General features: G+C 65.1%; 22 protein-coding genes. 7 read left to right on the top strand and 15 right to left on the bottom strand.

The genetic code is table 11. The annotated features are described in order from the left end of the window. Window positions 1–101 precede the first annotated feature (101 nt). A complete protein-coding gene (locus ASG57_RS00300; RefSeq protein ID WP_422867487.1) occupies window positions 102–908 on the bottom strand; it encodes a potassium channel family protein in 807 nt (268 codons plus the stop codon). A 127-nt stretch (window positions 909–1035) separates the two neighbouring features. Here ASG57_RS00300 and ASG57_RS00295 point away from each other — a divergent pair, with 127 nt between their 5' ends. After that, the gene (locus tag ASG57_RS00295; protein WP_057195489.1) at window positions 1036–1761 is read left to right on the top strand and encodes a sulfite exporter TauE/SafE family protein; all 726 of its coding nucleotides are present in this window, start codon (window positions 1036–1038) and stop codon (window positions 1759–1761) included. Window positions 1762–1771: 10 nt separating this feature from the next. On the opposite strand, the gene ASG57_RS00290 is transcribed toward ASG57_RS00295, so the two are convergent. Beyond that, on the bottom strand, window positions 1772–3841 hold the full coding sequence (locus tag ASG57_RS00290) for a putative bifunctional diguanylate cyclase/phosphodiesterase (protein WP_024338142.1): 2070 nt from the start codon (window positions 3839–3841) through the stop codon (window positions 1772–1774). After that, complete coding sequence (locus tag ASG57_RS00285) at window positions 3841–4989, bottom strand: ABC transporter substrate-binding protein (protein WP_029673992.1); 1149 nt, start codon at window positions 4987–4989, stop codon at window positions 3841–3843. Before ASG57_RS00285 ends, ASG57_RS00290 begins: the two co-directional genes overlap by 1 nt. 193 nt (window positions 4990–5182) lie before the next feature. Here ASG57_RS00285 and radA point away from each other — a divergent pair, with 193 nt between their 5' ends. The 5 genes from radA (at window position 5183) to ASG57_RS00260 (ending at window position 11377) form a co-directional block, all read left to right on the top strand. Beyond that, on the top strand, window positions 5183–6628 hold the full coding sequence (gene radA, locus ASG57_RS00280; RefSeq protein WP_024338144.1) for a DNA repair protein RadA: 1446 nt from the start codon (window positions 5183–5185) through the stop codon (window positions 6626–6628). A gap of 169 nt (window positions 6629–6797) precedes the next feature. Further along, window positions 6798–7427: a CvpA family protein gene (locus tag ASG57_RS00275; protein ID WP_024338145.1), complete on the top strand. Its 630-nt coding sequence runs from the start codon at window positions 6798–6800 to the stop codon at window positions 7425–7427. Between the two features lie 28 nt (window positions 7428–7455). Then, window positions 7456–8979, top strand: a complete 1524-nt coding sequence (gene purF, locus ASG57_RS00270; protein ID WP_024338146.1) for an amidophosphoribosyltransferase — start codon at window positions 7456–7458, stop codon at window positions 8977–8979. Between the two features lie 148 nt (window positions 8980–9127). Next, window positions 9128–9868: an SDR family NAD(P)-dependent oxidoreductase gene (locus ASG57_RS00265; RefSeq protein WP_024338147.1), complete on the top strand. Its 741-nt coding sequence runs from the start codon at window positions 9128–9130 to the stop codon at window positions 9866–9868. Window positions 9869–10150: 282 nt separating this feature from the next. Continuing rightward, a complete protein-coding gene (locus ASG57_RS00260; protein ID WP_024338148.1) occupies window positions 10151–11377 on the top strand; it encodes an ABC transporter substrate-binding protein in 1227 nt (408 codons plus the stop codon). 116 nt (window positions 11378–11493) lie between these two features. Here ASG57_RS00260 and ASG57_RS00255 read toward each other — a convergent pair whose 3' ends face one another. The 8 genes from ASG57_RS00255 to ASG57_RS00220 all read right to left on the bottom strand — a co-directional run bounded on the left by ASG57_RS00255 (window position 11494) and on the right by ASG57_RS00220 (window position 20317). After that, a complete protein-coding gene (locus tag ASG57_RS00255) occupies window positions 11494–12747 on the bottom strand; it encodes a TCR/Tet family MFS transporter (RefSeq protein ID WP_024338149.1) in 1254 nt (417 codons plus the stop codon). Further along, window positions 12744–14126 (bottom strand): ribosome biogenesis GTPase Der, encoded by a 1383-nt coding sequence (gene der, locus ASG57_RS00250; protein ID WP_024338150.1) that lies wholly within the window; start codon window positions 14124–14126, stop codon window positions 12744–12746. The genes ASG57_RS00255 and der overlap by 4 nt, the downstream gene beginning before the upstream one ends. 49 nt (window positions 14127–14175) lie before the next feature. Continuing rightward, window positions 14176–14703, bottom strand: coding sequence for a hypothetical protein (locus ASG57_RS00245; protein WP_024338151.1), 528 nt, complete (start codon window positions 14701–14703; stop codon window positions 14176–14178). A 42-nt stretch (window positions 14704–14745) separates the two neighbouring features. Then, entirely contained in the window at window positions 14746–15399 is a 654-nt protein-coding gene (locus ASG57_RS00240; protein WP_057195488.1) for a tetratricopeptide repeat protein, read from the bottom strand. 168 nt (window positions 15400–15567) lie between these two features. Further along, window positions 15568–17160: a class I adenylate-forming enzyme family protein gene (locus ASG57_RS00235; RefSeq protein WP_057195487.1), complete on the bottom strand. Its 1593-nt coding sequence runs from the start codon at window positions 17158–17160 to the stop codon at window positions 15568–15570. A 73-nt stretch (window positions 17161–17233) separates the two neighbouring features. Next, window positions 17234–17818, bottom strand: a complete 585-nt coding sequence (locus tag ASG57_RS00230) for an NnrU family protein (protein WP_024338154.1) — start codon at window positions 17816–17818, stop codon at window positions 17234–17236. A 197-nt stretch (window positions 17819–18015) separates the two neighbouring features. Then, window positions 18016–18594, bottom strand: a complete 579-nt coding sequence (locus tag ASG57_RS00225; RefSeq protein ID WP_024338155.1) for a UCP034077 family protein — start codon at window positions 18592–18594, stop codon at window positions 18016–18018. Between the two features lie 100 nt (window positions 18595–18694). Further along, the gene (locus tag ASG57_RS00220; RefSeq protein WP_024338156.1) at window positions 18695–20317 is read right to left on the bottom strand and encodes a peptide chain release factor 3; all 1623 of its coding nucleotides are present in this window, start codon (window positions 20315–20317) and stop codon (window positions 18695–18697) included. A gap of 157 nt (window positions 20318–20474) precedes the next feature. Between ASG57_RS00220 and sugE the strand changes: the two genes are divergently transcribed. Then, window positions 20475–20789: a quaternary ammonium compound efflux SMR transporter SugE gene (sugE, locus tag ASG57_RS00215; RefSeq protein WP_024338157.1), complete on the top strand. Its 315-nt coding sequence runs from the start codon at window positions 20475–20477 to the stop codon at window positions 20787–20789. On the opposite strand, the gene ASG57_RS00210 is transcribed toward sugE, so the two are convergent. The 4 genes from ASG57_RS00210 to ASG57_RS00195 all read right to left on the bottom strand — a co-directional run bounded on the left by ASG57_RS00210 (window position 20782) and on the right by ASG57_RS00195 (window position 24520). After that, on the bottom strand, window positions 20782–21786 hold the full coding sequence (locus ASG57_RS00210; RefSeq protein WP_024338158.1) for an inorganic phosphate transporter: 1005 nt from the start codon (window positions 21784–21786) through the stop codon (window positions 20782–20784). The genes sugE and ASG57_RS00210 overlap by 8 nt on opposite strands. A 99-nt stretch (window positions 21787–21885) precedes the next feature. Further along, entirely contained in the window at window positions 21886–22530 is a 645-nt protein-coding gene (locus tag ASG57_RS00205; RefSeq protein ID WP_024338159.1) for a DUF47 domain-containing protein, read from the bottom strand. Window positions 22531–22686: 156 nt separating this feature from the next. After that, entirely contained in the window at window positions 22687–23655 is a 969-nt protein-coding gene (locus ASG57_RS00200) for a branched-chain amino acid ABC transporter permease (RefSeq protein ID WP_024338160.1), read from the bottom strand. A 1-nt stretch (window position 23656) separates the two neighbouring features. After that, on the bottom strand, window positions 23657–24520 hold the full coding sequence (locus ASG57_RS00195; RefSeq protein ID WP_008551982.1) for a branched-chain amino acid ABC transporter permease: 864 nt from the start codon (window positions 24518–24520) through the stop codon (window positions 23657–23659). Between the last annotated feature and the right edge of the window lie 25 nt (window positions 24521–24545).

Raw genomic sequence — 24545 nt, 5'->3', positions numbered from 1 at the left:
TGACTTACGGATATCCCGAAGAAGAGTTGATCCGTCGGGCAAAACACTGGCATAATGTCACCATTGAAGCCATGACCTATGTTGCCGGCAGCGAGCGCTCTTCAGACCGCTCCTTCGTCTGGAATGTTGAGAATGGTGCCACAGGCCTTGCAATGCACGGCGTCGGCATCGTGCCTCTGCAGCCCGCAAGTCGGACACGGAAATCGCACCTTGCTGGGACTGAGGAGCGCGCGGGCAAGATTGAAGAACAGCGTGACACCGAAAATCATGATCACGACGGAGATCAAGCGACCGATCGTGCCCGGCAGGGTAATGTCCCCGAAACCGGTCGTCGTCAGTGCCGTGACGGTGAAATACAGAGCATCGGCGTAGTTCCGGATCTGATCGTTCCGAAACTTCTGAGTCTCGTAAACGAGCCCGGTCATGACGAATATGAAAACGGCCAGGTTCGTGACGGCGAAGACGACGTCTTCGTTGCGCCGAAAGAATGGAGAATCGATGCGCAACCTCACCAGCATCTGGTAGTCCCGAAGCAGCCCCAACGTCCGCAGGATCCGGAGGAAGCCGGCCGCCTCGCCGGCAAGCGGAGCCAGGAAGGATACGATTGCAACCATGTCGGCCCACGTTGCGAGCTGGGTGAACTTGCGAAGCGGATGCCGATCGACCAGGAGCCGCGCCGAGAAGTCCGCAAGCAGCGTTACGCCGAACAGGACATCGAGCGTTTCGATGATCTCGCTGGGATGCACGAACGAGGTCGCGATGATGAACAGCACCGTCACAATGTCGAAGGCGAGCAAAGCATAGCGGAATCGCACGCCGCTCGGCGTTGCGCCCTCGTAGAGGTCGCGAACGCTGCTTCTGAGGGATGTGAGGGTCACGGCATCATGATCGCGGTTTGCGCAGATCATTGCAACTCGGACGGCGCGCCGCAACATCGAACCCGATTGCCGATGCGCCGCGCGAAGGTTCCGATGCCTGCATGGATCGCTCCAGTTGTTGCCGGGGGCTAAACTCTCCCGATTCGTGGAGAATGTATTGGCCTTTCTCTTCGTCCTCAGCGTCGGCCTCGCCGCCGGTACCGTTTCAGGCATCGTCGGCACCGGCTCGTCGATCATGCTGATGCCGGTGCTTGTCTATGCCTACGGGCCGAAGGAGGCCGTGCCGATCATGGCGGTGGCCTCCGTCATGGCAAATTTCTCGCGAATTCTGGCGTGGTGGCGCGAAGTCGACTGGCGAGCCTGCGCAGCCTATTCGATCACGGGCATTCCGGCGGCCGCGCTCGGCGCGCGGACATTGCTGGCACTGCCCTCGCACGTCGTCGATCTCGCCATCGGGACCTTCCTGATCGCAATGGTGCCGGTGCGGCACTGGCTGGCGCGGCATGACCTCAAGGCCGGCCTCTGGCATCTGCTCATCGGCGGCGCAGTCATCGGCTATCTCACCGGAATCGTGGTCTCGACCGGCCCGCTCAGCGTGCCGCTGTTCCTGTTCTACGGCCTGTCCAAAGGCGCCTTCCTCGCCACCGAAGCGGCCTCCTCGCTCGGCCTCTATTTCGCCAAATCGGTCACCTTCGAGCGCTTCGGCGCGCTGACCGGCGACGTGTTCATGAAGGGCCTGATCGCGGGCTCCTCGCTGATGTCAGGTGCCTTCATCGCGAAACGCTTCGTGCTGCATCTGAAGCCGGACGTGTTCCGCCTGGTGATGGACGCGATCATGATCGCAGCCGGGCTCTCGATGCTCTGGAATGCGGCCCTGCCGTAGTCGCGTGCGCTCAGGCCGCGAATTCCGGCGCGATCGACGGGCTCTCGGCAAGGACGCAGCTCGCCTCCGCCGCCTGCCTGTCGAGCCATTGCAGCACGGCTTCGAGCGGCTGCGGCCGCTGATAGAGGAAGCCCTGTCCGAATCTGACGCCCATCTCGCGCATGGCCTCGGCCTGCTCGGGGCGCTCGATGCCTTCGACGACCAGAGTCAGCCCCAGCGTGCCGGCGAGCGAAGCGATGACCCCGACGATGGCCTTGTCTTCGGCGCTGTCGGGAATTTCCCGGACAAAGGCCTTGTCGATCTTGACCTTGTCCAGCGGGAAGCGCCTGAGATGAGCGAGCGAGCTGTAGCCGGTGCCGAAATCGTCGAGCGCGATCGTGGCGCCCAGGCGCCGCAGGCGATGCAGCGTTTCGGAGGCGCTGGCCATGTTGTTGATCAGCGATCCCTCGGTGATCTCGAGTTCGAGCGACGAGGCCGAAACATCGAAGCGGGCGCAGGTCGCGCCCAGCTCGGCGGCGAGCGAATGGTCGGCAAGCTCGGACGGCGGCAAGTTGATCGCGATCCGGATCTGCGGCTTGCCCGCAGCGGCCAACCGCTGCAAGGCCCAGCAGGCATCGGTCAGCACGTAGCGCGTCAGCCGCGCATTGTTGCCGCTGCGCTCGATCAGCGGCAAGAATTCGCCGGGGCCGATTACGCCGTGTTCAGGATGGCGCCAGCGGATCAGCGCTTCCAGACCGACGATCTCATGAGTTCGGAGATCGACCTGGCTCTGGTACCAGACCTCGAACTGCCGCTCGGCGAAGCCGGCGGGAATGGCAAGCTCGAGATCCCTGCGGCGGCGATAGTCACGCTGAAGCGCCTCGTCCAGCACGGCGACCGTGCCGGGCGCTTTGCTCTTGGCATGATAGAGCGCGATGTCGGCGAGCGTCGGCAGATGCGACAATTCCGGATCGTCGGCGCGGCGCACGGCAAGGCCGATGCTGGCACGCGGCACGACCTGCTTGTCGTGGAGGCGGATCGGCTCGGAAATGGCGTTCAGCACCCGCTGCGCGAATGCGTGCGCCGACGCTTCGTTGCTGACCTCGGGACGAATGACGACGAATTCGTCGCCGCCGAGCCGCGCAACCCAGTCCTCCGCTTCGACCTCGTTGCGAAGACGCTCCGAAATCTGAACCAGGAACTTGTCGCCGGCCTCGTGGCCGAAGGTATCGTTGATGCCCTTGAAGTCGTCGAGATCGATGAAGCAGAACGCGACCAGCGTATCCGGCGAGCCTCCGTTCCGGCTTGCCACGGCCAGGCGCTCGGTCAGCGAGCGCCGGTTCGGCAGTCCGGTGAGCGGGTCGTGCGTCGCCATGTGTCCGAGCCGGTCCAGCGCGCCTGACGTCGTGTGCTGCATGGCGTTGAAGGCCCGCGCGAGCTGACCGAATTCGTTCGATGACGTGACGTCCGCCGGATAGGCCCGTCCGTCATCCTTGCTGCGCTGGATCGCCGACATCATGGCGGCCAGCGGCCTGCCGATGAAGATGTTGGCGGAGATCCGCATGGCAATCAGGGTCGCAAACGTTGCGAGCAGGCCGACGACCAGCAGCAGCAACAGGCGGCTGCCCGCATCGGCGTAAAGCGTCGCACGGGAATAGGCGATCGAGATGCGGCCGGCCTGAACGGCCATGTTGCCGTTGCTGTAGTGGATCGGGCGCGAGACCTCCGCGACCGCCTGGCCTTCGGGCCGCGCGATCGCGCGGGCAATCGCGGCACCGGTATCGTCATAGACCGCCGCAGCCGCAATGGTCTCGTCGTGCAGGATTTCGTTGAGTACGCCCGTGACCTGATCGTAGCGCATCTTCCAGAGCGGCTCGGCGATCAGCGCGGCCCGGCTCTCGGCGAGGCGGGCCATGCGGGCATCGATCTGCCTGAGCTGCGACCAGAAGCTCGATGCCTCGACGCCGGCGGAGGCGAGCAGTTGCACCAGCAGCAGGACGGGCACGGTCGCCCAGATCATCGCGTGGACGACCGAGCGCAAGCGCGGCGTCCCCGCCTGCTCGCTGCAATCCGGATCGGTCATCGCCTCATCCTTTCGCATCAGTTCGCCGCGCCTTCCGGAAGCGGCAGCGACGAGATGAGCGCATCAAGGGAGAAGTCGTATTGACCGCAGCGTCCGGGCTTGGCCTGGAAGCGCGTAAAGTCGATCCGCTCGAACGCACGCGTCCTGACGAGATCGCCGACGGAAGCGAGATTGTCGCGCGTGATCGCGGATGTCTTGACCTCGACACGAGGGGAAACGGCCGCGAAATCGCAGCCATCGGCATAGTCGCGCAGGAGAACAATCGACCAGCCGCCGAGCAGGAAATGCCCGCCGTCGGTCAAAAGCAGGCGACCCGCCTTGACCTCGCGCAGCGCCTCATCTGACCAGTTGAGGCCCACCACCTGGATGTTCCGGCCGGGCACGAGGCCGGCAGCGGTCACCGCGCGCAGTGCGCCGAGCGCCATCGGATCGTTTCCCGCCCATATGCCGGCAGGCCGGATCTCCTTGCGAGAAGCCCAGCCGAGGTAATTTGCCGTGACCCGCTCGGCCTCGGACTGCGTCCAATTGGCGAACAGCAACCGGTCCACCACGACGTCAGGCGCGGCATCCACGGCCAGCTTGAGGCCGGCGTTGCGGGCGATCGAGGCGGGCGTGATCTCGTCGCCGCCGATGCCGAGAATGTGGATCTTGCCGTCGGAGCTCTGCCATTTCTCGGCACGCGCCGCCGCGATCAGGGCGTTGGCCATGCGCGCGCCCGCAGTCCGAAGATCGGTCGTGATGTCGCCGAGCCAGGTCTTGAGCTTCTGGCGCGGCGGCCCAAGACGCGCCGCATCCTCGCCGATCAGCGTGTTCGAAAGCAGCAGCGTCTTGACGCCCGCAGCCTCGGCCGCCTCCAGGATCGGAACGGCGGCAGACTCCTCGTTCGACAGGATGAGGAAATCGGGCTTGTCGGGACGCGCCACCACGCCGAGGCCAAGCTCCTGCATGGTGCGGTAATTCCGCTGGCTGGTCAGCACCTCGACGCGCGCATCGAGCTTGCGGCCCGCAGCCTGCATGGTCTGCGCGACCATGTCCCAATAGACCTCGCCCGTCTTGCCGGGATTGACGAACACGATGTCGAGGGGCTTGGCAAGGCTGCGTCCAGCCGATGCGAAAACGCCACAGACCATGCCCGCAGCGAGCAACACGCGCAGGAATCTTGTCATTTCTCTTCCGCCCCCGATGGTTCCGAGAGTGGACCCGCGACCGCTAACACTTTGCAAAGCCCAGCGATCACAGCGGCACAGAGCTAATGAAAAGTATATCGGACGTGCCGGATTGAGATAATCGAAGCGCCGGCGATCCGGGGCCGCCATTCCGTGCTATCAGCAAATCCGCAATCCGCGACTCGTAGTCCCCATGGCCAAATCCACCCTCTCCTTCGTCTGCCAGAACTGCGGCGCGGCCTATAACCGCTGGCAGGGCAAGTGCGAATCCTGCGGCGAGTGGAATACGCTCGCGGAAGAAGACACCAGCGGCAGCGTGCCGGTGTCGATCCGCTCCAAGCGCAAGGGCCGGACCTTCGCGCTGGAGAGCCTTTCCGGAAAGAGCCCGGATGCGCCGCGCCTGTCCTCCGGCATGACCGAGCTCGACCGCGTCACCGGTGGCGGCTTCGTCCGCGGCTCCGTGCTTCTGGTCGGCGGCGATCCGGGCATCGGCAAGTCGACGCTGCTGACGCAGGCGACCAGCCTGCTGGCGCGTGCCGGCCACCGCGTCGTCTACATTTCCGGCGAAGAAGCCGTCGCCCAGGTGCGCCTGCGCGCCGAGCGGCTCGGGCTGTCGGATGCGCCGGTCCAGCTCGCCGCGGAGACTTCGGTCGAGGACATCGTCTCGACCCTGTCTGAGGGCGCGGTGCCCCGGCTGATCGTGATCGACTCGATCCAGACCATGTGGACCGATACCGTGGAATCGGCGCCCGGCACCGTGACGCAGGTGCGCGCCTCGGCGCAGGCGCTGATCCGCTTTGCCAAGAAGACGGGCGCGGCCATCATCCTCGTCGGCCACGTCACCAAGGACGGCCAGATCGCCGGCCCCCGCGTGGTCGAGCACATGGTCGACGCCGTGATGTCGTTCGAGGGCGAAGGCTCGCAGCAATTCCGCATCCTGCGCGCCGTCAAGAACCGTTTCGGCCCGACCGACGAGATCGGCGTATTCGAGATGACGGGCCTCGGTCTGCGCGAGGTCACCAACCCCTCCGAGTTGTTCCTGTCCGAGCGCGATCTCGGCACGCCCGGCACCGCAGTCTTTGCGGGAATCGAGGGCACGAGGCCCGTTCTGGTCGAATTACAGGCGCTGGTGGCGCCGACCTCGCTCGGCACGCCGCGCCGGGCCGTGGTTGGCTGGGACCCGAGCCGGCTGTCGATGGTGCTGGCGGTGCTGGAGGCGCATTGCGGGGTCAAGCTGTCCGGGCACGATGTTTATCTCAACGTTGCGGGCGGCCTGCGCATCCAAGAGCCGGCGGCTGATCTCGCCGCCGCCGCCGCACTGGTGTCGTCGTTGGTTAATGCGCAGTTGCCGACCGATGCCGTCTATTTCGGCGAGATCTCGCTGTCCGGCGTGATCCGCCCGGTGGCGCAGACCCCGGCCCGGCTGAAGGAAGCGGCGAAACTGGGCTTCCAGCGCGCCGTGCTGCCCGAATCAGCCCGCGGCGAGAGCGGCGGCGATGCGGGATTGTCGCTCAATGCGGTCAACAGCCTGACGACATTGGTGGCCGAGATCGCCGCCCGCGGCTCCCGCAGCGGCGAATCGAACGCGCCGGCAGAGAAAAATGCCACACCGGCAAGATTCCGCCGTGGAGAGGGCTAGGCGGAGGTGACGACGGAAGCCGCCGCCGCTATACAGCCGTCACAAAAGCAGCATGGGATTGCGTGGTTGCGGCCTTGCCGGGAACGCCGTCTGCCCCTCTTTTAGGGCAGCGGCCAAGCACCGATTCGGCTAGAGCACCTTTGAGAGTACCAGCGGACCCGACCAGCCGATGCCAGTAACCATCCTCGACCTGATCCTGCTCGGTGTGATGCTGATCTCAGGCCTGCTCGCCATGGTGCGCGGCTTCATGCGGGAAATCCTGTCGATCGCGGCCTGGGGCGCCGCCGCGATCGTCACGCTTTACTCGTTCTCGAAGCTGCTGCCGACCGCCAAGGCCTATTTCAACAACGACACGGTCGCCAGCGTGGTCGTGGTCGCGGGCGTGTTCATCGGCACCCTTGTCGTGGTGTCCGTGATCACGGTGCGGATCTCCGACATGATCCTGGATTCGCGCATCGGTGCGCTGGACCGCACACTTGGCTTCCTGTTCGGCCTGGCTCGCGGGCTTTTGATCGTCGTGGTCGCCTTCCTGTTCTTCACCTGGCTGGTGCCGGACAAGCAGCGCCCGGACTGGGTCACCGGGGCCAAGTCCCGCGTCGTGCTCCAAGGAACCGGGGATTGGCTGATGGCCCTCTTGCCTGACGACCCCGAGAACACCATCTTGAAGAGATTCAAGAAAAACAAACCAGATGATGATCAAGCTGAATCCGAGCAGCAGCCTTCGGGCAGTGGCGACGGGTACAGCAAGTCTGCTCGTGACGGCATGAAGAAGCTGATCGAGAAACCTGCGGCGCGTTGATAGAGCCCTAAAGAGAGGCGCGGACGAGATGCGACACCCTGACCAGGACGCCCAACTTGATCTCGATCCAAACGCCGGTCCGGGTCCGGCCCCGCTGGAGGTTCAGGACGATCTGGAAGGCGATACGCTGCGCGAGGAATGCGGCGTCTTCGGCATCTACGGCCATCCCGACGCCGCTGCCATCACCGCGCTCGGCCTCCACGCCCTCCAGCACCGTGGCCAGGAAGCCGCCGGCATCGTCTCCTACGACGGCAGCCGCTTTCATTCGGAACGCCGCCTCGGTCTCGTCGGCGACACCTTCTCCCGCCGCGAGGTGATCGACCGCCTGCCCGGCAATGTTGCGGTCGGCCATGTCCGCTATTCCACCACCGGCGCCACCATCCTGCGCAACGTGCAGCCTCTGTTCGCCGAGCTCAATGCCGGTGGCCTCGCGGTCGCCCATAACGGCAACCTCACCAACGGCCTGACGCTGCGCCGCGAGCTCGTGAAGCACGGCGCGATGATGCAGTCGACCACCGACACCGAGGTGATCCTGCATCTGGTCGCGCGCTCCAAGCGCGCCCGCTTCATCGAGCGCTATATCGACGCGCTGCGCGAGATCGAAGGCGCCTACGCGCTGGTCTCGCTGACCAACAAGAAGCTGGTCGGCGCGCGCGATCCGCGCGGCATCCGCCCGCTCGTGCTGGGCGAACTCGACGGCTGCCCGATCCTGACCTCCGAGACCTGCGCACTCGACATCATCGGCGCGCGCTTCGTGCGCGACATCGAGCCGGGCGAAGTCATCGTGTTCGACGAGAACGGCCAGGACATCCACAAGCCGTTCCCGCCGATGGCTCCGCGCCCCTGCATCTTCGAATACATCTACTTCTCCCGCCCCGACTCCATCGTCCACGGCCGCTCGGTCTACGAGGTGCGCAAGGCCTTCGGTGCGCAGCTTGCGCGCGAGAGCCACGTGCCGATCGACGTCGTCGTCCCGGTGCCGGATTCCGGCGTGCCGGCGGCAGTCGGCTACAGCCAGTATTCCGGCGTGCCGTTCGAGCTCGGCATCATCCGCAACCACTATGTCGGACGCACCTTCATCCAGCCGACCCAGGCGATCCGCGAATCCGGCGTGCGCATGAAGCACTCGGCCAACCGCGCCGCGATCGAAGGCAAGCGCATCATCCTGATCGACGATTCCCTGGTGCGCGGCACCACCTCGAAGAAGATCGTGCGCATGATGCGCGATGCCGGCGCCACAGAAGTCCATTTCCGGCTCGCCTCGCCGCCGATCCTCTATCCCGATTATTACGGCATCGACCTGCCCGACCGCGGCGGCCTCCTGGCGGCGACGCATTCGCTGGAGGAGATGCGCGAGATCATCGGCGCGGACTCGCTGGCGTTCCTGTCGATCGACGGCATGTACCGCGCCATGGGAGAGCCCGGCCGCGACCCGGCCAACCCGAAATTCTCGGATCATTGCTTCACCGGGGCGTATCCGACCCACCTCACCGACCAGACCCAGACCGAGCCGCAGCCGCGGCAACTGTCGCTGCTGGCCGAGGCGAGCTGACGCGAACGGCGTCATCCCGGGGCGATGCCAAGCATCGAACCGGGAATCCAGATGTCGTCTCCGGATCCGGTTCGGTCCTCACGGACCGCCCCGGAATGACAGGGATCATGGGGCTTGTCCCGGCCATCCACGCCTGTAAAACCCCGCCATGACCAAGCCCCTCGCCAACCGCATCGCTCTCGTCACCGGCGCCTCGCGCGGCATCGGCTATGCCACCGCAATTGCGCTGGCCAAGGCCGGCGCGCATATCGTTGCGACGGCCCGCACGCAAGGAGGGCTCGAAGAGCTCGACGACGAGATCCGGAAGGACGGCGGCAGCGCCACCCTGGTGCCACTCAACCTCACCGATTCCGACGGCATCGCGCGATTGGGCGCCGGCCTGCATGAGCGCTACCGCAAGCTCGACATCCTCGTCGGCAATGCCGGCGTGCTCGGCCCCTCCTCGCCGATCGGCCATATCGAGCTGAAGACCTTCAACGACGTGATGGCGGTCAACGTCTCCGCGAACTTCCAGCTGATCCGCTGCATGGAGCCGCTGCTGAAGCAGTCTGACGCGGGGCGCGCCGTCTTCATTACCTCCGGCGCCGCCAACAAGGCCACCGCCTATGTCAGCCCCTATGCCGCGTCCAAGGCCGCGCTGGAAACGCTGGCCCGCGCCTGGGCGCAGGAGACCGCCAACTCGAAGCTGCGCGTCAACCTGTTCAACCCCGGCCCGGTCCGCACCCGTATGCGCGCGACCCTGATGCCGGGCGAGGATCCGGAGACGCTCGACACGCCCGAGCAGGTGGCCGAATTCATCGTGCCGATGTGCGCGCCAGACTGGACCGAAACCGGCAGATTCTACGATTACAAGACCCGCACCTTGATGAGCTTCCGCGCACCGGCCTGATCGATCGCGTCCCTCCCGAGCGCCAATCGAGGCGAAGGGTAACGACTATACCGCCGGGCCGATATCGGAAAGCGCGCAGCCAGAGACTCAAGCCGAGATCGGAGGCGCCGAAATAGCGACTCAACGCATTTTGCCCAATAGTTAACCGACAGATGACGCTACGACGCAGCATCATCCGGCTTTAGGTGCATTGCCGCCGGCTGTGGGACAGGCTAGAGCGATCAACCGGAACAAGGCTCCGCAAGAGAGCCGTCCGCATATTTGACAATGGAGGAAGCTTTTATGACGACGACGTTCGCACGCCGCTCCGCGGCCCTTCTGGCCTGTGCCGCTTTCGGTCTTGCCACATCCGCCTACGCCCAGGACAAGACCATCAAGATCGGCGTGCTCAACGACATGTCGAGCCTCTATGCCGACATCGGCGGCCCGAATTCGGTCGTGGCCATCAAGATGGCGGTCGAGGATTCCGGCCTGCTCAAGAAGGGCTGGAAGATCGACGTCATCAGTGGCGACCATCAGAACAAGCCCGACGTCGGCGTCAACATTGCCCGGCAGTGGATCGACAACGAGAAGGTCGACGCAATTGCGGACACGCCGAACTCCGGCGTCGCCCTTGCGGTCAGCAACCTCGTCAAGGAAAAGAACGCGGTGCTGCTGAATTCCGGCGCCGCCTCCGCCGACCTGACCGGCAAGGCCTGCACGCCGAACACGATCTCGTTCACTTACGATACCTACATGCTGGCCAACGGCACCGGTAAGGCGCTGACCAAGGCGGGCGGCGATACCTGGTTCTTCCTCACTTCCGACTATGCCTTCGGCCACGCACTGGAGCGCGACACCTCGGCGGTCGTGACAGCCAACGGCGGCAAGGTGCTCGGCAGCGTCAAGCATCCGATCAACACCGCGGACTTCTCGTCCTTCCTGCTGCAGGCGCAGTCTTCGAAGGCCAAGGTGGTCGGCCTTGCCAACGCCGGCGGCGACACCACGAACTCGATCAAGCAGGCGGCCGAATTCGGCATCGTCTCCGCCGGCCAGAAGCTCGCCGCGCTGCTGCTGTTCATCAACGACGTGCACTCGCTGGGCCTGAAGACCGCCCAGGGCCTGACCTTCACCGAATCCTTTTACTGGGACATGAACGATCAGACCCGCGCCTGGTCGAAGCGCTTCTCGGCGCTTGCCAGCAAGAACGCGATGCCCTCGATGACCCAGGCCGGCAATTACGCCATGGTGCTGCATTATCTCAAGGCGATGGAAGCGCTCGGCGGCAATCCCCATGACGGCGCCAAGGTCGTCGCCAAGATGAAGGAGTTGCCGACCGACGATCCCCTGTTCGGCAAGGGCCCGCTGCGCGCCGACGGCCGCCGCCTCATCCCGGCCTATCTGTTCGAGGTGAAGAAGCCCGAGGAGTCGAAGGGACCGTGGGATTATTACAAGCAGATCGCCACGATCGCCCCGGAAGACGCGGCCAAGCCGCTCAAGGACAGCGATTGCCCGCTGGTGAAGAAGTAATCGCGTAGCACTCGCGCACCCTTCAACGACGTCATGCCCGGGCTCGTCCCGGGCATTCACGTTGGGGCCAAAGAAAAGAACGTGGATGGCCGGGACAAGCCCGCCATGGCGAACATTCAAGCGTTCTTCGTCGCACCCAGCGTCCGCACCGCAATCGCCACGCACACCACCATCAGCGCCGCTGCAAGCAGGAACGGCGCGCCGGGCAGATGCAGCGGCGCGCCGGCGCCGATGAAATAGGAAAACGTCAGCGTGAACAGGAACGGGCCGACCAGCTGCGACACGCTCTGCACGCTCGCCGTCGCGCCCTGCAGCTGGCCCTGCTGATGGGGCGCAACCAGCCGCGTCATCAGCGATTGCGAGGCCGCGCCGGAGATGCCCCACAGCGACAGCACGGGAATGCCGAGCCAGGACAACGGTCCGGTCGGTGCTGCGCCCAGGATCACGAAACCGAGCGCGCCGCAGCACAGGCCGAGCAGGAGCGCGTTGCGCTCGCCGAGCACGCGCACGATCGGGCCGATCGCGAGCCCCTGCACCACCATGGCGCAGATGCCGACCATCGCGAGCGTCAATCCAACCGTCCTGGAATCCCAACCGTAGCGATAGGTCGCGTAGAGGACAAAGGTCGACGGCAGCACGACATGGGCGACCTGAGCAATGAAGTTGACGATCGACAACGCCGCCAGCGCCGCGTTGGATCGCAGCAGATGCAGCGCCCCGACCGGATTGGCACTTCGCCAGCGAAACGGCGCGCGCTTGTCGGGCGCAAGCGACTCCGGCAGGACGAAGAGTCCATAGAGCGCATTGGCGAAGCTCAGGGCCGCCGAGGCCCAGAACGGCAGGCGCGGATCGACGTCGCCAAGCAGACCGCCGAGCGCCGGCCCCAGGATGAAGCCGGCGCCGAAGGCCGCACCAATCCTGCCGAAGACCGCCGCGCGCCGCTCCGGCGGAGTGACGTCCGAGATATAAGCAAATGCCGTGGAGATGCTGGCCGAAGTAATTCCGGAGATCACACGGCCGATGAACAGCCAGACCAGCGAAGGGGCGAACGCCATCAGCACGTAGTCGGCCGCAAGCCCGAAATTCGACAGCAGCACCACCGGCCGACGCCCGAAGCGATCCGACAGCGCGCCGAGCAGCGGCGAGAACACGAACTGCATCAAAGCCCAGGCGGTGCCGAACAAGCCGAAGAGGCGGGCCGCGTGCGCGGTATCGTTGTCGACGAAGCTCTCGATCAGCTTCGGCAGGATCGGCATGATCACGCCCAGCGCGAGCATGTCGAGCAGGATGGTGACGAAGATGAAGGCGACCACACCGCGCCGGGCCGGCGCAGCACTTGCCGCCACCGCCTCGCCGGCGCCATCGCTCACGACGGCCGCTTGCGCTTGTGCGCGAAAGGATTGGCCTTCTCGCGCAGGGTGATGCGCACCGGCGTGCCCGGCAGATCGAAGGTCTCGCGCATGGAGTTGGTGAGGTAGCGCAAGTAAGACTGGGGCACCGCATCGGCACGCGAGCAGAACAGCACGAAGCTCGGCGGGCGCGCCTTGTTCTGGGTGATGTAGTTCAGCTTCAGCCTGCGGCCGGACACCGCCGGAGGCGGATTGGCCTGGATCGCCTGCTCGAACCAGCGATTGAGCGCGGCCGTCGGCACGCGTCTGTTCCAGACCGCATAGGCATCCTGGATCGCCTGCATCAGGCGGTCGATGCCCTCGCCCATCAGGCCCGACACGGCAACGATCGGCACGCCCTTGAGCTGCGGCAGCCAATGGTCGGCATCACGGCGCAGGCTCGAGATCGCGCCGCCGCCCTTGGTCTCCATCAGGTCCCATTTGTTCACGGCGAGCACCACGGCGCGGCCCTCGCGCTCGATCAGATCGGCGATGCGCAGGTCCTGCTCCTCGAAGCGGTTCTGCGTGTCCATCATCAGCACGACGACCTCGGCAAAGCGCACCGCGCGTAGCGCGTCCGCGACAGAGAGCTTTTCCAGCTTCTCCTCGATCCGCGAGCGCCGGCGCAGGCCCGCGGTGTCGAACACGCGGAAGTCGCGGCCCCTCCAGTTGACCTCGACCGCGATGGAATCGCGCGTGGTGCCGGCCTCAGGGCTCGTCAGCAGGCGCTCCTCGCCGAGCAGGTGATTGATCAGCGTCGACTTGCCGGCGTTGGGCCGGCCGACGATGGCGACCCGGATCGGGCGCGTCGCCGCCTCTTCCTCGGAGATCGGCGCGTCGTCTTCATCGTCGTTCTCTTCGACCGGCTCAGGCATAAGCTTGGCCAGCGCGTCATAGAGTTCGCCCATGCCCTCGCCGTGCTCGGCAGAGATCTGGATGGGATCGCCGAGGCCGAGCGCGAACGCCTCCATCGCACCGGCATCGCCATGCTTGCCTTCGCTCTTGTTGGCGATCAGCAGCACCGGCTTGTTGGCCTTGCGCGCGAAATCGGCGAAGGCGCGATCGGTGGGCGTAAGACCGATGCGGGCATCGATGACGAAGAACAGCGCGTCGGCCTGCCCGATCGCGGTCTCGGTCTGCTCCTGCATGCGCGCGGTGAGCGAACCCTTGACGCCCTCGTCGAGGCCGGCGGTGTCGATGATGGTGAACTCGAGGTCGCCGAGCCTGGCCTCGCCCTCGCGGCGGTCGCGGGTGACGCCGGGCAGGTCATCGACAAGCGCGAGCTTCTGCCCAACCAGGCGGTTGAACAGCGTCGACTTGCCGACATTGGGCCGGCCGATGATGGCGATCGTGAAGGACATCGGTCATTCGTGCGCTGCCGGGGCTGCGCCTGTCAATGCAGTGAAAAGATCAGCGCGAGAAGCTGCCGCTCGGCAGCGGCGCCGGGAAGACGCTCTGCGTTTGCTGCTGCGGGGGCTGGGCGGGTTGCGCCTGCTGGACGGGCTGGTCCGGCGGCGGCGCGGTGGTGCGCCTGCGGACGATCTTGTGCTTGGGCGGCGGAGCGGCCGTGGGCGGCGCGGCCTCCGGCTGGGCCTCGCCGTCGATTTCGCCGGCGGGCGCTTCGGCAGCGGCCGGTTGTCGCGATTTCGCAGCCTTGGCGCCTTGGGCCGGCTCCGGCGGGGGCTCCGCGGGCAGAGCGGCGACGGCAGGCGCGTTCGGATCCGGCTGCTGCTGCGCGCCCTTGTACAGCTCTCTCGGCACGCCCTGCTCGAGCCCCGGCACGCCCTCCGGGAAGACCGGCTTGCGGTCGCCCGGCAGCTTCTTCTTGGTGTCGAGGAAGTCGAGCATATCGCTTGGATCGAAGCTGGAGCAGCCGCCGAGGACGCCCGTGAAGGCGATCAGGACGGCGGCGGCGATCAAGCGTGGCGTACGGCGCATCTTGTGTCCCGTCTCGAATCGGAGGTCCGTCGTCAGCTCTTGTCAGCTCTTGGCAACGGGCGGCAGCAGGGCCTGCAGCGCCTCGGCGCGCGAGCGCAGGCCTGGCGGCGTTTCGCCGTCCTCGCCGATCGCGTCGAGCCATTTGCGGGCTGCGGTCATGTCATTGTTGCGCCAGGCGGACAGAGCCAGCATCTCGCGGGCGCTGTGGCGGAAAGTCGATTTGGGCGCGGCGGAGCCCTCCAGCCGCTGCTGCATGTCGGCGTAGCTCGCGCTGTCGAGCACGAGACCCGCGGCGCGGATCTTCGCCAGATCCTGCCACTCGCCGCCGATGCTGCGGTCAGCGGCAATGTCGTCGTACATCTTCGCGGCGGCTTGGGGATCGCGGTTCGCGGCCTCGGCGGCAGCGCGCAACCGTGCCAGGGTGCGATAGCCGGACGGAGCCTTGGCGGCGAGCTCGGTGAAGGCCTTCTCGGCGTCGGCGTGCTTGTCCTGCTCGGACAGCTCGACGGCCTTCTCGAAGGCGGCGCCGGCCTCTGCGGCCTTCTTGGCCTCCAGATATTGGTAGCCGCGCCAGCCACCGACGGCGGCCACGACCAGCACCATCAGGGCGATGAAGTAGATCGAATACTTGTCCCACAGCTTCTTGAGCTGTTCGCGACGTAGTTCCTCGTCGACTTCATTAAGTAATTCAGACACTTATGCTAATCCCATGCCCGTCCGGATGCGTGCGCGAAGGCGTTCGCGTCAGGAATCCCGTCCCCACGTGGCGGCGAGGTACCCTAACGATATGGCGGTGGCAAGGCAAAGCCAGCCCGATCAAGGCGTTAACCACCCGGGAGGCAGGCCCGGAGAACTCCGTCCGCCTCAGCTTCCGAGCAGCTCCCGCAGCTGCCGCTTCAGCACTTTGCCATTGGCGTTGCGCGGCAGCGGCTCGGTCGTGATCGCCAGGGTTTCGGGAACCTTGTAGTCGGACAGCCGCTCCGCGCACCAGGTCCGCAAGTCCGTGTCAGCCACCGGCATGCGTGTCACGACCACGGCGTGGACGCGCTCGCCGAGGACCGGGCAGGCCTTAGCCACAATCGCGCTCTCAACCACGGCGGGGTGGCCCGCCAGCACGGACTCGACCTCGGCAGAGTAGATCTTCAGGCCGCCGCGATTGATCATGTCCTTCTGCCGGTCGAACACGCGGACAAACCCCTCCGCATCGACCGAGCCGAGATCGCCCGAGTGCCAGAATCCGCCAGTGAAGCTTTCGACAGTGGCCTTCGCATTGTTCCAGTAGCCCTTGATGACGGAGGCGCTCTGGATCCAGAGCTCGCCGATCTCGCCAGGCGGCAGCTCGCGCCCATCAGGCCCCATCGCGACAATGCGTGCACCAGGACACGGCAGACCGACGCTGTCGATATGGCTCTCGGTCAGTTCGCCCGGCATGATCGTGGATGGCGACGTCGTCTCGGTCGCGCCGTAGCAGTTCATCAGCTTGAGGCCGGGGATCTTCGCCTTGAGCTTCTCGATGGTCGCGACCGGCATCGGCGCGCCGCCGAAGCCGCCGATGCGCCAGCTCGAGAGGTCGTAGCCGTCGAAATCCGGGTGGAGCAGGCAGAGATTGTACATCGCCGGCACCATCACCGTGTAGGTGACGCGTTCACGCGCGGCGAGCTTGAGGTAATCGGAAGCCTTGAATTCCGGCATGATGATCAAAGCGCCGCCGCAGCGGACCATCGTCGTGATGTTGGCGACGACACCGGTGACATGGCCGAGCGGCACGGCCGCGATCGAACGATCGGCCTGCGTCAATTGCAGGCATGACACGAAGACCATCGAGGAATGAACGATGTTGCAATGGGCCAGCATCGCGCCTTTCGGCTTGCCCGTGGTGCCCGAGGTATAGAGGATCATCGCGGTGTCCTCTTCGTTCACTTCGACCGGCGCGGGCGCCGGTGCATTGTCGGCAAGGACGGCGAAGCGAGATCCGGCGGGATCGTCATCGACGGCGATGCGGTGGATTACAGCAGGCACGTCCTGAGCATCGGGCAGCCGCTCGGCGAGCGCCGCCTCGTGAATCAGGATTTTCGCGCCGCAATCAGCCAGGACATAAGCGATCTCCGGCTTCTGCTGGCGCGTGCTGAGCAGCACGGTGACCAGCCCTTCATGCGCGGCGGCGAACAGCAGCAGCGGAAACTCCATGCGATTGCCGAGCAGGATGGCGACACGGTCGCCGCGCTGGAGGCCGAGCCTGCGAAATCCGGCAGCGATGCGCGCTGACTGCTCAACGGCCTGCTGCCAGCTCAGGCGGACATTGGCGCAGATCAGCGCCTCGCCATCAGCATTGCGATCGCGCGCCTCCGCGATCATCGCCCAGACGCTCGCAGGCCGATCCGAAAATGCCGGCACCACCCGATCGCCAAAGCGCGCCTCGAGACGCATCGGCGGGATCTGAGATTGCGACCAATCCATCGAAGGGCCCTCGGCTTGTTGCTCTTGTCAGCTTCCGCGCATGGACAGCCGGGTTGCGTCTTGTGCTGACCGGCTAGACCCCGATCACGGGAACGCCGATCACGACCGGATGGAACGCGAAGGCCAGTGCGAGATAGGCCACGATGCCTACCGCGACCGCGATCAGATCGTTGCTGACGCCGCCGACCGGTATCGGCGGCGCGCCGCTGTCGGCGCGATGCTTGAGGGTGATGCGATCAAACACCGCCCAGCCCAGGAACGAGCCGAACAGGATGATGGAGCCGAGATCGCCATTGGCGAGCAGGTGCGCGGCGGCCCATAGCTTGATCCCGGCCAGCATCGGGTGCTTCAACGTCGCATAGATGCGGCCGCGCAAGTAAGAGGCCACCACCAGGATGACTGCGGGCAGCATCAAGGCGAGCGTGATGTGCTTCATCGCCTTCGGCGGATACCAGACGTCGATCCATCCGGTGGCGCGATAGTGGGCATAACCCCAGATGATCAACGCGAGCCCCGCAAGAGAGATGAGCGAATAGAGGATCTTGTAGGTCCCCTCGCCCAGCCTTGCGATCGCCTGCGCACGCGCCTCACGTTTCGTCGTGAAAACATGGATGCCGAAGAACAGCACCAGCCCCAGGATCATGACCAGCAGACCCACGACATCCTCCCCGCAAAGCAGCCCCCCGGCCCTGAGGTATCATCGATTGGCTGCCGCTCGCAACTCTCAGGCCCTCATGGTGAGGAGCGCGCCCTTGCGCGCGTCTCGAATCATGCAGGCCCGGCTGCCGCAGCAACGGGGGCTTTCATCCTTCGAGACGCGCGTGGAGAACGCGCTCCTCAGGATGAGGGATAGCGCTAGTGTCCGAGCTTCCGATTATCAACATAGCGGATCGCGATCGGCCGCCCGGCCAGCGCACCGCCGAGACCGCTGGTGAATTTCAGCGGCAGGCAGGCGTTCAGCGATGCATTGATGGCATCAAGATAGATCGTGCGGGTGGCGGCCGGCACGCCCGCTGTCGCAAAGGTCAATCGCGGGGGGCCGACCAAGCCGCCCACCTTGTTGAAGCTGAATCGCACCGCCATCTGCATGCCCTCCCGCGCATTGTCCGCCGGCGGCGACCAGCAGCTGCGCAGCTCGGCGAAGAGGTCGCCGATGGTGTCGAGATCGTGATCCGGTTTCCGGTACTTGACGCGGTCGGCCTCGGACGGAACGCTCTGAATGGTGAGCTGGAGGTTCTGGCCGTAGGGATAGCCGATCTCGGGGATGCAGGGGCCGGACTCGAGCGGGCTGCAATAGGACGGCGTGCAGGGCCGGCCATCGAGCACGCTGCACGGTTCATGCGCGAACGGGATCGGATTGATCTGGCGACGCTGCGCGTCCGCTGCGATCGTTGAGATCGTCAGCAACAGAAAAACAACGATGCCACGCCACATGGAATGAGCTCGCAATGCCACGAGAAGAAGTGGCATTGCCCATGAATACGTCAACCCCGCGTGCATTCACATGCTCGCGCGTGAAGGGGCGTGTTGCGCCCTACCCCTTCTTCTTGACGTCCTTCACGTTGCTGAACTCGATGCCCTCCGCGCGCTCCTTGGTGTAGCCAAGATAGAACTCATTCCGTGCCAGATACACGGGATCGCCATCGACGTCGTCGGCGATGCTGGAGGTGTTGGCGGCGATGAAGGTGTCGAGCTTCTTGCGGTCCTCGGAGGAGACCCAGCGCGCCAGCTGGAACTCGCTGACCTCGAACTCGACCGGCAGCGAATATTCGGCCTCGAGACGCGCCTTCAGCACATCGAGCTGCAGCGCACCGACCACTCCGACAAGCGCCGGCGCGCCGTCGCGTGGGCGGAACACCTGTACCACGCCCTCTTCCGACATCTGCTGGAGCGCTTCCTTCAGCTTCTTCGCCTTCATCGCGTCGGTGAGCCGTACGCGGCGGACAATTTCCGGAGCGAAGCTCGGCACGCCGACGAAGTTGAAATCCTCGCCTTCCGTCAGCGTATCGCCGATGCGCAGCGTGCCGTGATTGGGGATGCCGACGACGTCGCCGGCGAAGGCCTCGTCCGCCACCGAGCGGTCCTGCGCGAAGAAGAATTGCGGGCTCGACAGCGGCATGCTCTTGCCGGTGCGCACGAGCTTGGCCTTCATGCCGCGGCTGAGCTTGCCGGAGCAGAGCCGTGCGAAGGCGATGCGGTCGCGGTGGTTCGGATCCATGTTGGCCTGGATCTTGAACACGAAAGCGCTCATGCGCGGATCGGTGGCCTCGACCTTGCGCTGGTCGCTGTCCTGAGCGCGCGGTTCGGGTGCGAACCTGCCAAGGCCCTCCAGGAGGTCGCCAACGCCGAAATTGCGCAGCGCGCTGCCGAAATAGACCGGCGTCAGATGGCCCTCGCGGAACGCCTCGAGCTCGAACGGCTTTGACGCCTCGGTGACGAGCTCGAGCTCGTCCTTTACCGCGGAGACATCGAGATTGGCGCTGAGCTTGGCGAGCTCTTCGATCGCGATCTGCTGTGCCGCGCCGGTCTTGGCGCCGCCGCCTTCCAGCAGCCGCACGCCACCATTGATCACGTCGTAGGTGCCGAGGAAGTCGCGACCGCGACCGACCGGCCAGGTCATCGGCGTGGTGTCGAGCGCCAGCGTCTTCTCGATCTCGTCGAGCAGCTCGAACACGTCGCGGCTCTCGCGGTCCATCTTGTTGATAAAGGTGATGATCGGAATGTCGCGCAGACGGCACACCTCGAACAGCTTGCGGGTGCGCGCCTCGATGCCCTTGGCGGCGTCGATCACCATCACGGCGGAATCCACGGCTGTCAGCGTGCGATAGGTGTCCTCCGAAAAGTCCTCGTGGCCCGGCGTGTCCAAGAGGTTGAAGACGAGGCCCTCGAACTCGAAGGTCATCACCGAGGTCACCACGGAGATGCCGCGCTCGCGCTCGATCTTCATCCAGTCAGAGCGGGTGTTGCGCCGCTCGCCCTTGGCCTTGACCTGACCGGCCAGATTGATCGCGCCGCCGAAAAGCAGCAGCTTTTCGGTCAGCGTGGTCTTGCCGGCGTCAGGATGCGAGATGATCGCAAAGGTGCGCCGCCGCGCCACTTCGGCGGCAAGCGGGGAACGGGCCGGCGATTCGGCTGTAGGGGTGGCGATGTCGGACATGGCGGGAGCGTGTGGCAGGGAAAGCGGGCCTGATCAAGCCTCATGTGGTGATTGCGGAGGCTTCCGGCCAGCCCCATATCGGCTTTCGGGAAGGACGGCCTTCCCCTTTCTCAGCACCTCGCCGCGGGGACGACCCTGCCTTGATTGGAGGGTCGTCATGGCCTGGAGCATCCTGTTCGTCGCCGGTCTCCTCGAGATCGTCTGGGCGATCGGCCTGAAATATACCGAGGGCTTCACCCGGCTTGTTCCGTCCGTGATCACGCTGGCGGCGATGGCCGGGAGCGTCATTCTGCTCGGGCTTGCGCTCAGGTCCCTGCCCGTGGGAACCGCTTACGCGGTCTGGACCGGCATCGGCGCGGTCGGCACCGCGGCGCTCGGGATCTTTCTGTTCGGCGAGCCGGCTAGCGCGCTCCGGCTTGCCAGCATCGGCCTGATCGTTGCCGGCATCATCGGGCTGAAGCTCGTCACTTGACGAGCTGGACCACCCACCAGGTCAGCGCGGCCACGATGGCCGAGGCCGGGATCGTGATCACCCAGGCATAGACGATCGAGCTTGCGACGTTCCAGCGCACCGCCGAGACGCGGCGCGCAGCGCCGACGCCGACGATGGCGCCGGTGATGGTATGGGTGGTCGAGACGGGAACGCCGAGATAGGTCGCCATGAACAGGGTTGCCGCGCCGCCCGTCTCGGCGCAAAAGCCCTGCATCGGCGTCAATTTGGTGATGCGCAGGCCCATGGTGCGGACGATCCGCCAGCCGCCCATCAGCGTGCCCAGCGCCATCGCCGCCTGGCAGGACAGCACCACCCAGAACGGCACCGAGAACTCGCTGCCGAGATGGCCCTGCGAATACAGCAGCACCGCGATGATGCCCATGGTCTTCTGCGCGTCGTTGCCGCCATGGCCGAGCGAATAGAGCGAGGCGGACGCGAACTGCAGGATACGAAAGGCGCGGTCGACCGCGAACGGCGTCGAGCGCACCGACGCCCAGGACACGACCGCCACCAGCAACATCGCGAGCAGGAAACCGACCAGCGGCGACAGCACGATCGCCAGGACCGTCTTGGACAGGCCGCTCCAGACCGCGGCCGAGATCCCCGCCTTGGCCATGCCGCCGCCGACGAGCCCGCCGATCAATGCGTGCGACGATGAGGACGGGATACCGAGCGCCCAGGTCACGAGATTCCAGACGATGGCCCCGACCAGCGCCGCGAAAATCACCTGGGCATCGACGACCGCGGGATCGATGATGCCGGTGCCAATGGTCTGGGCGACGTGCAGTCCGAACACCAGAAAAGCGATGAAATTGAAGAAGGCGGCCCAGAACACGGCGAATTGCGGCCGCAGCACGCGTGTCGAGACGATGGTCGCGATCGAATTGGCGGCGTCGTGGAGGCCGTTCAGGAAGTCGAACAGCAGCGCGACGGCGATCAGGCCGACCAGGACAGGAAAAGCCAACGCGGCATCCACAGCGCGGCCCCCGCTCTAAGCTCTGCGCACGACCTCCGCGCGAACGCGTTCCGCGTTCGTCGCGAAGGAAGACCGCTGCACGCCTGTCCGGATCATGCGCTACACTTGCTCGATGACGATGCTGTTGATCTCGTTCGCGACATCATCGAAGCGATCGGCCACCTTCTCGAGATGATCGTAGATTTCGGCGCCGACGATGAAGTCCATCGCATTGCCTTCGCGATGCTTCAGAAAGAGCTCCTTGAGGCCGATGTCGTGGAGATCGTCGACCCGCCCCTCGAGCTTGCCGAGCTCTTCGGTGATGGCAGTCAGCATCGCGACGTTGGGTCCGATCGACTGCATCAGCGGCAGCGCACGTCCCACCAGATTGGCGCATTCGATCAGGAGCGCGCCGATCTCGCGCATGGGCGGCTCGAAGCTGCGAACCTCGAACAACATGACGGCCTTGGCCGTCTGCTGCATCTGGTCGATCGCATCGTCCAGCGAGGTGATGAGGTTCTTGATGTCGCCGCGGTCGAACGGCGTGATGAAGGTGCGCCGCACCGCTGTCAGCACCTCGCGAGTGATGTTGTCGGCCTCGTTCTCGAACTGGTTGACGCGCTGGCAATAAACCGGCGTCTCCTGCCCCCCGTTGAGCATACCCTGGAGCGCGATGGCCCCCTGGATCACCGTCTGGGCATGCCGGTCGAACAGGTCGAAGAACCGCTCTTCCCTGGGCAGGAACGCACGAAACCATCGCATCATCGAGGTAGGCTACCGGTTGGAAATGGCCAGGCCCCAAGGGGCCGTCACAAAACTGTCATAGACCATTTTCGATCCGCGCGCGTGTCATCTCACGCCCGCGGAGCCGGATCATCCACCGCTTTCACGCAGCAAGTAAATTGAACTGGAATCAATTACTTAGAGCGATCGTCGGAAGTAGTGCGCGATTTCGCCGACGACGCCGCGACGGAAGGTGAGCACGCAGGTCACGAAGATCACGCCCTGGATGACCGTCACCCACTGGCCGAAGCCCGCCAGATATTGCTGCATGGCGATGATGACGAAGGCGCCGACCACCGGACCAAAGATGGTGCCGAGACCGCCGACGAGCGTCATCAGGACGACCTCGCCCGACATCGACCAGTGCACGTCGGTGAGCGAGGCATTCTGCGCCACGAAGACTTTGAGCGCTCCGGCAAGGCCGGCCAGCGTACCCGACAGGACGAAGGCCAGGAACTTGTACTGGTCGGTGCGGTAGCCCAGCGAGATCGCGCGCGGCTCGTTCTCGCGGATGGCCTTCAGCACCTCGCCAAACGGCGAGTTGATGATGCGGAAGATCAGGAGGAAGCCGGCAAGGAAGCCGACCAGCACCACGTAATACAGCACCGTCGGCTGAGACAGATCGAGGAGGCCGAACATGCGCCCCTGCGGAATGCCCTGGATGCCGTCCTCGCCATGGGTGAACGGGGCCTGGAGATAGATGAAGTACAGGAGCTGCGACAGCGCCAGGGTGATCATCGAGAAATAGATGCCCTGGCGTCGGATCGAGATATAGCCGGTGACGATCGAGAGCACGAAAGCCGCCGCGACGCCGACGAGAATGCCGAGCTCCGGCGGCAGCGCCCACACTTTGAGCGCATGCGCGCTGCAATAGCCGGCCGTTCCCAGGAACATCGCATGGCCGAACGAGAGCAGGCCGCCATAGCCGATCAGCAGATTGAAGGCACAGGCGAGCAGCGCGAAGCACAGCGCCTGCATCACGAAGAACGGATAGACTCCCGTGAATGGGACCGCCGCAAGCAGCAGCGCCATCACCACGAACACCGTCATCTCGTCGCGCATCGCGCGCGGGGTTGCCGGCAGCGTGTCGTCCGTCAGGGTTGTCATCTCAGGCCGCCCTTCCCGTCAATCCCGTTGGCTTCACCAAGAGCACCAGCACCATCAGCACGAACACGACGGTGTTGGAGGCCTCGGGGTAAAAATACTTGGTCAGGCCCTCGATCACGCCGAGCGCGAAGCCGGTGATGATCGAGCCCATGATGGATCCCATGCCGCCGATCACGACCACCGCGAACACGACGATGATGAGGTCGGCGCCCATGAGCGGCCGCACCTGGTTGATCGGCGCCGAGAGCACGCCGGCCAGCGCGGCAAGGCCGACGCCAAGACCGTAGGTCAGTGTGATCATGCGCGGCACGTTGATGCCGAAGGCGCGAACCAGGGTGGGGTTTTCAGTGGCGGCGCGCAGATAAGCGCCGAGCTGCGTCTTCTCGATCAGGAACCAGGTGGCCAGACACACCACCAGCGAGAACACGACGACCCAGCCACGGTAGATCGGCAGGAACATGAAGCCGAGATTCATGCCGCCCTTGAGCTGGTCCGGAATCGCGTAAGGCAGGCCGGAGGAGCCGAAGTAGTTCTGGAACACGCCCTGAACGATCAGCGCGATGCCGAAGGTCAGCAGCAGCCCGTAGAGATGGTCGAGCCCGGTCAGCCATTGCAGCATGGTCCGCTCCAGGATCATGCCAAAGATGCCGACGATGATCGGCGCCAGCAGGAGCGCCCACCAATAGTTGATCCCGCCCAGGTTCAACAGGAAGTAGGCGACGAAGGCGCCCATCATGTAGAGCGCGCCATGGGCGAAGTTGATGATGTTGAGCATGCCGAAGATCACGGCGAGCCCGAGACTGAGCAGCGCGTAAAACGAGCCGTTGATCAGTCCCACCAGTAGCTGAGCGTATAGAGCCTGCATCGATCCCGCACCCGGTCCCTTCGGC

The organism is Bradyrhizobium sp. Leaf396, assembly GCF_001424605.1.
Lineage (GTDB): Bacteria > Pseudomonadota > Alphaproteobacteria > Rhizobiales > Xanthobacteraceae > Bradyrhizobium > Bradyrhizobium japonicum_C.
The sequence above is the reverse complement of the archived record's forward strand: the minus strand, read 5'-3'. Positions and strand labels throughout refer to the sequence as shown.

Bases quoted from the DNA above. Each gene is read 5' to 3' on its own strand.
- sugE (WP_024338157.1), top strand. From the start codon at position 20,475: ATGGCCTGGAGCATCCTGTTCGTCGCCGGTCTCCTCGAGATCGTCTGG.
- ASG57_RS00300 (WP_422867487.1), bottom strand. From the start codon at position 908: ATGATCTGCGCAAACCGCGATCATGATGCCGTGACCCTCACATCCCTC.
- ASG57_RS00205 (WP_024338159.1), bottom strand. From the start codon at position 22,530: ATGATGCGATGGTTTCGTGCGTTCCTGCCCAGGGAAGAGCGGTTCTTC.
- purF (WP_024338146.1), top strand. From the start codon at position 7,456: ATGCGACACCCTGACCAGGACGCCCAACTTGATCTCGATCCAAACGCC.
- ASG57_RS00195 (WP_008551982.1), bottom strand. From the start codon at position 24,520: ATGCAGGCTCTATACGCTCAGCTACTGGTGGGACTGATCAACGGCTCG.
- ASG57_RS00260 (WP_024338148.1), top strand. From the start codon at position 10,151: ATGACGACGACGTTCGCACGCCGCTCCGCGGCCCTTCTGGCCTGTGCC.
- ASG57_RS00245 (WP_024338151.1), bottom strand. From the start codon at position 14,703: ATGCGCCGTACGCCACGCTTGATCGCCGCCGCCGTCCTGATCGCCTTC.
- ASG57_RS00265 (WP_024338147.1), top strand. From the start codon at position 9,128: ATGACCAAGCCCCTCGCCAACCGCATCGCTCTCGTCACCGGCGCCTCG.
- der (WP_024338150.1), bottom strand. From the start codon at position 14,126: ATGTCCTTCACGATCGCCATCATCGGCCGGCCCAATGTCGGCAAGTCG.
- ASG57_RS00285 (WP_029673992.1), bottom strand. From the start codon at position 4,989: ATGACAAGATTCCTGCGCGTGTTGCTCGCTGCGGGCATGGTCTGTGGC.
- radA (WP_024338144.1), top strand. From the start codon at position 5,183: ATGGCCAAATCCACCCTCTCCTTCGTCTGCCAGAACTGCGGCGCGGCC.
- ASG57_RS00200 (WP_024338160.1), bottom strand. From the start codon at position 23,655: ATGACAACCCTGACGGACGACACGCTGCCGGCAACCCCGCGCGCGATG.
- ASG57_RS00290 (WP_024338142.1), bottom strand. From the start codon at position 3,841: ATGCGAAAGGATGAGGCGATGACCGATCCGGATTGCAGCGAGCAGGCG.
- ASG57_RS00235 (WP_057195487.1), bottom strand. From the start codon at position 17,160: ATGGATTGGTCGCAATCTCAGATCCCGCCGATGCGTCTCGAGGCGCGC.
- ASG57_RS00220 (WP_024338156.1), bottom strand. From the start codon at position 20,317: ATGTCCGACATCGCCACCCCTACAGCCGAATCGCCGGCCCGTTCCCCG.
- ASG57_RS00275 (WP_024338145.1), top strand. From the start codon at position 6,798: ATGCCAGTAACCATCCTCGACCTGATCCTGCTCGGTGTGATGCTGATC.
- ASG57_RS00225 (WP_024338155.1), bottom strand. From the start codon at position 18,594: ATGTGGCGTGGCATCGTTGTTTTTCTGTTGCTGACGATCTCAACGATC.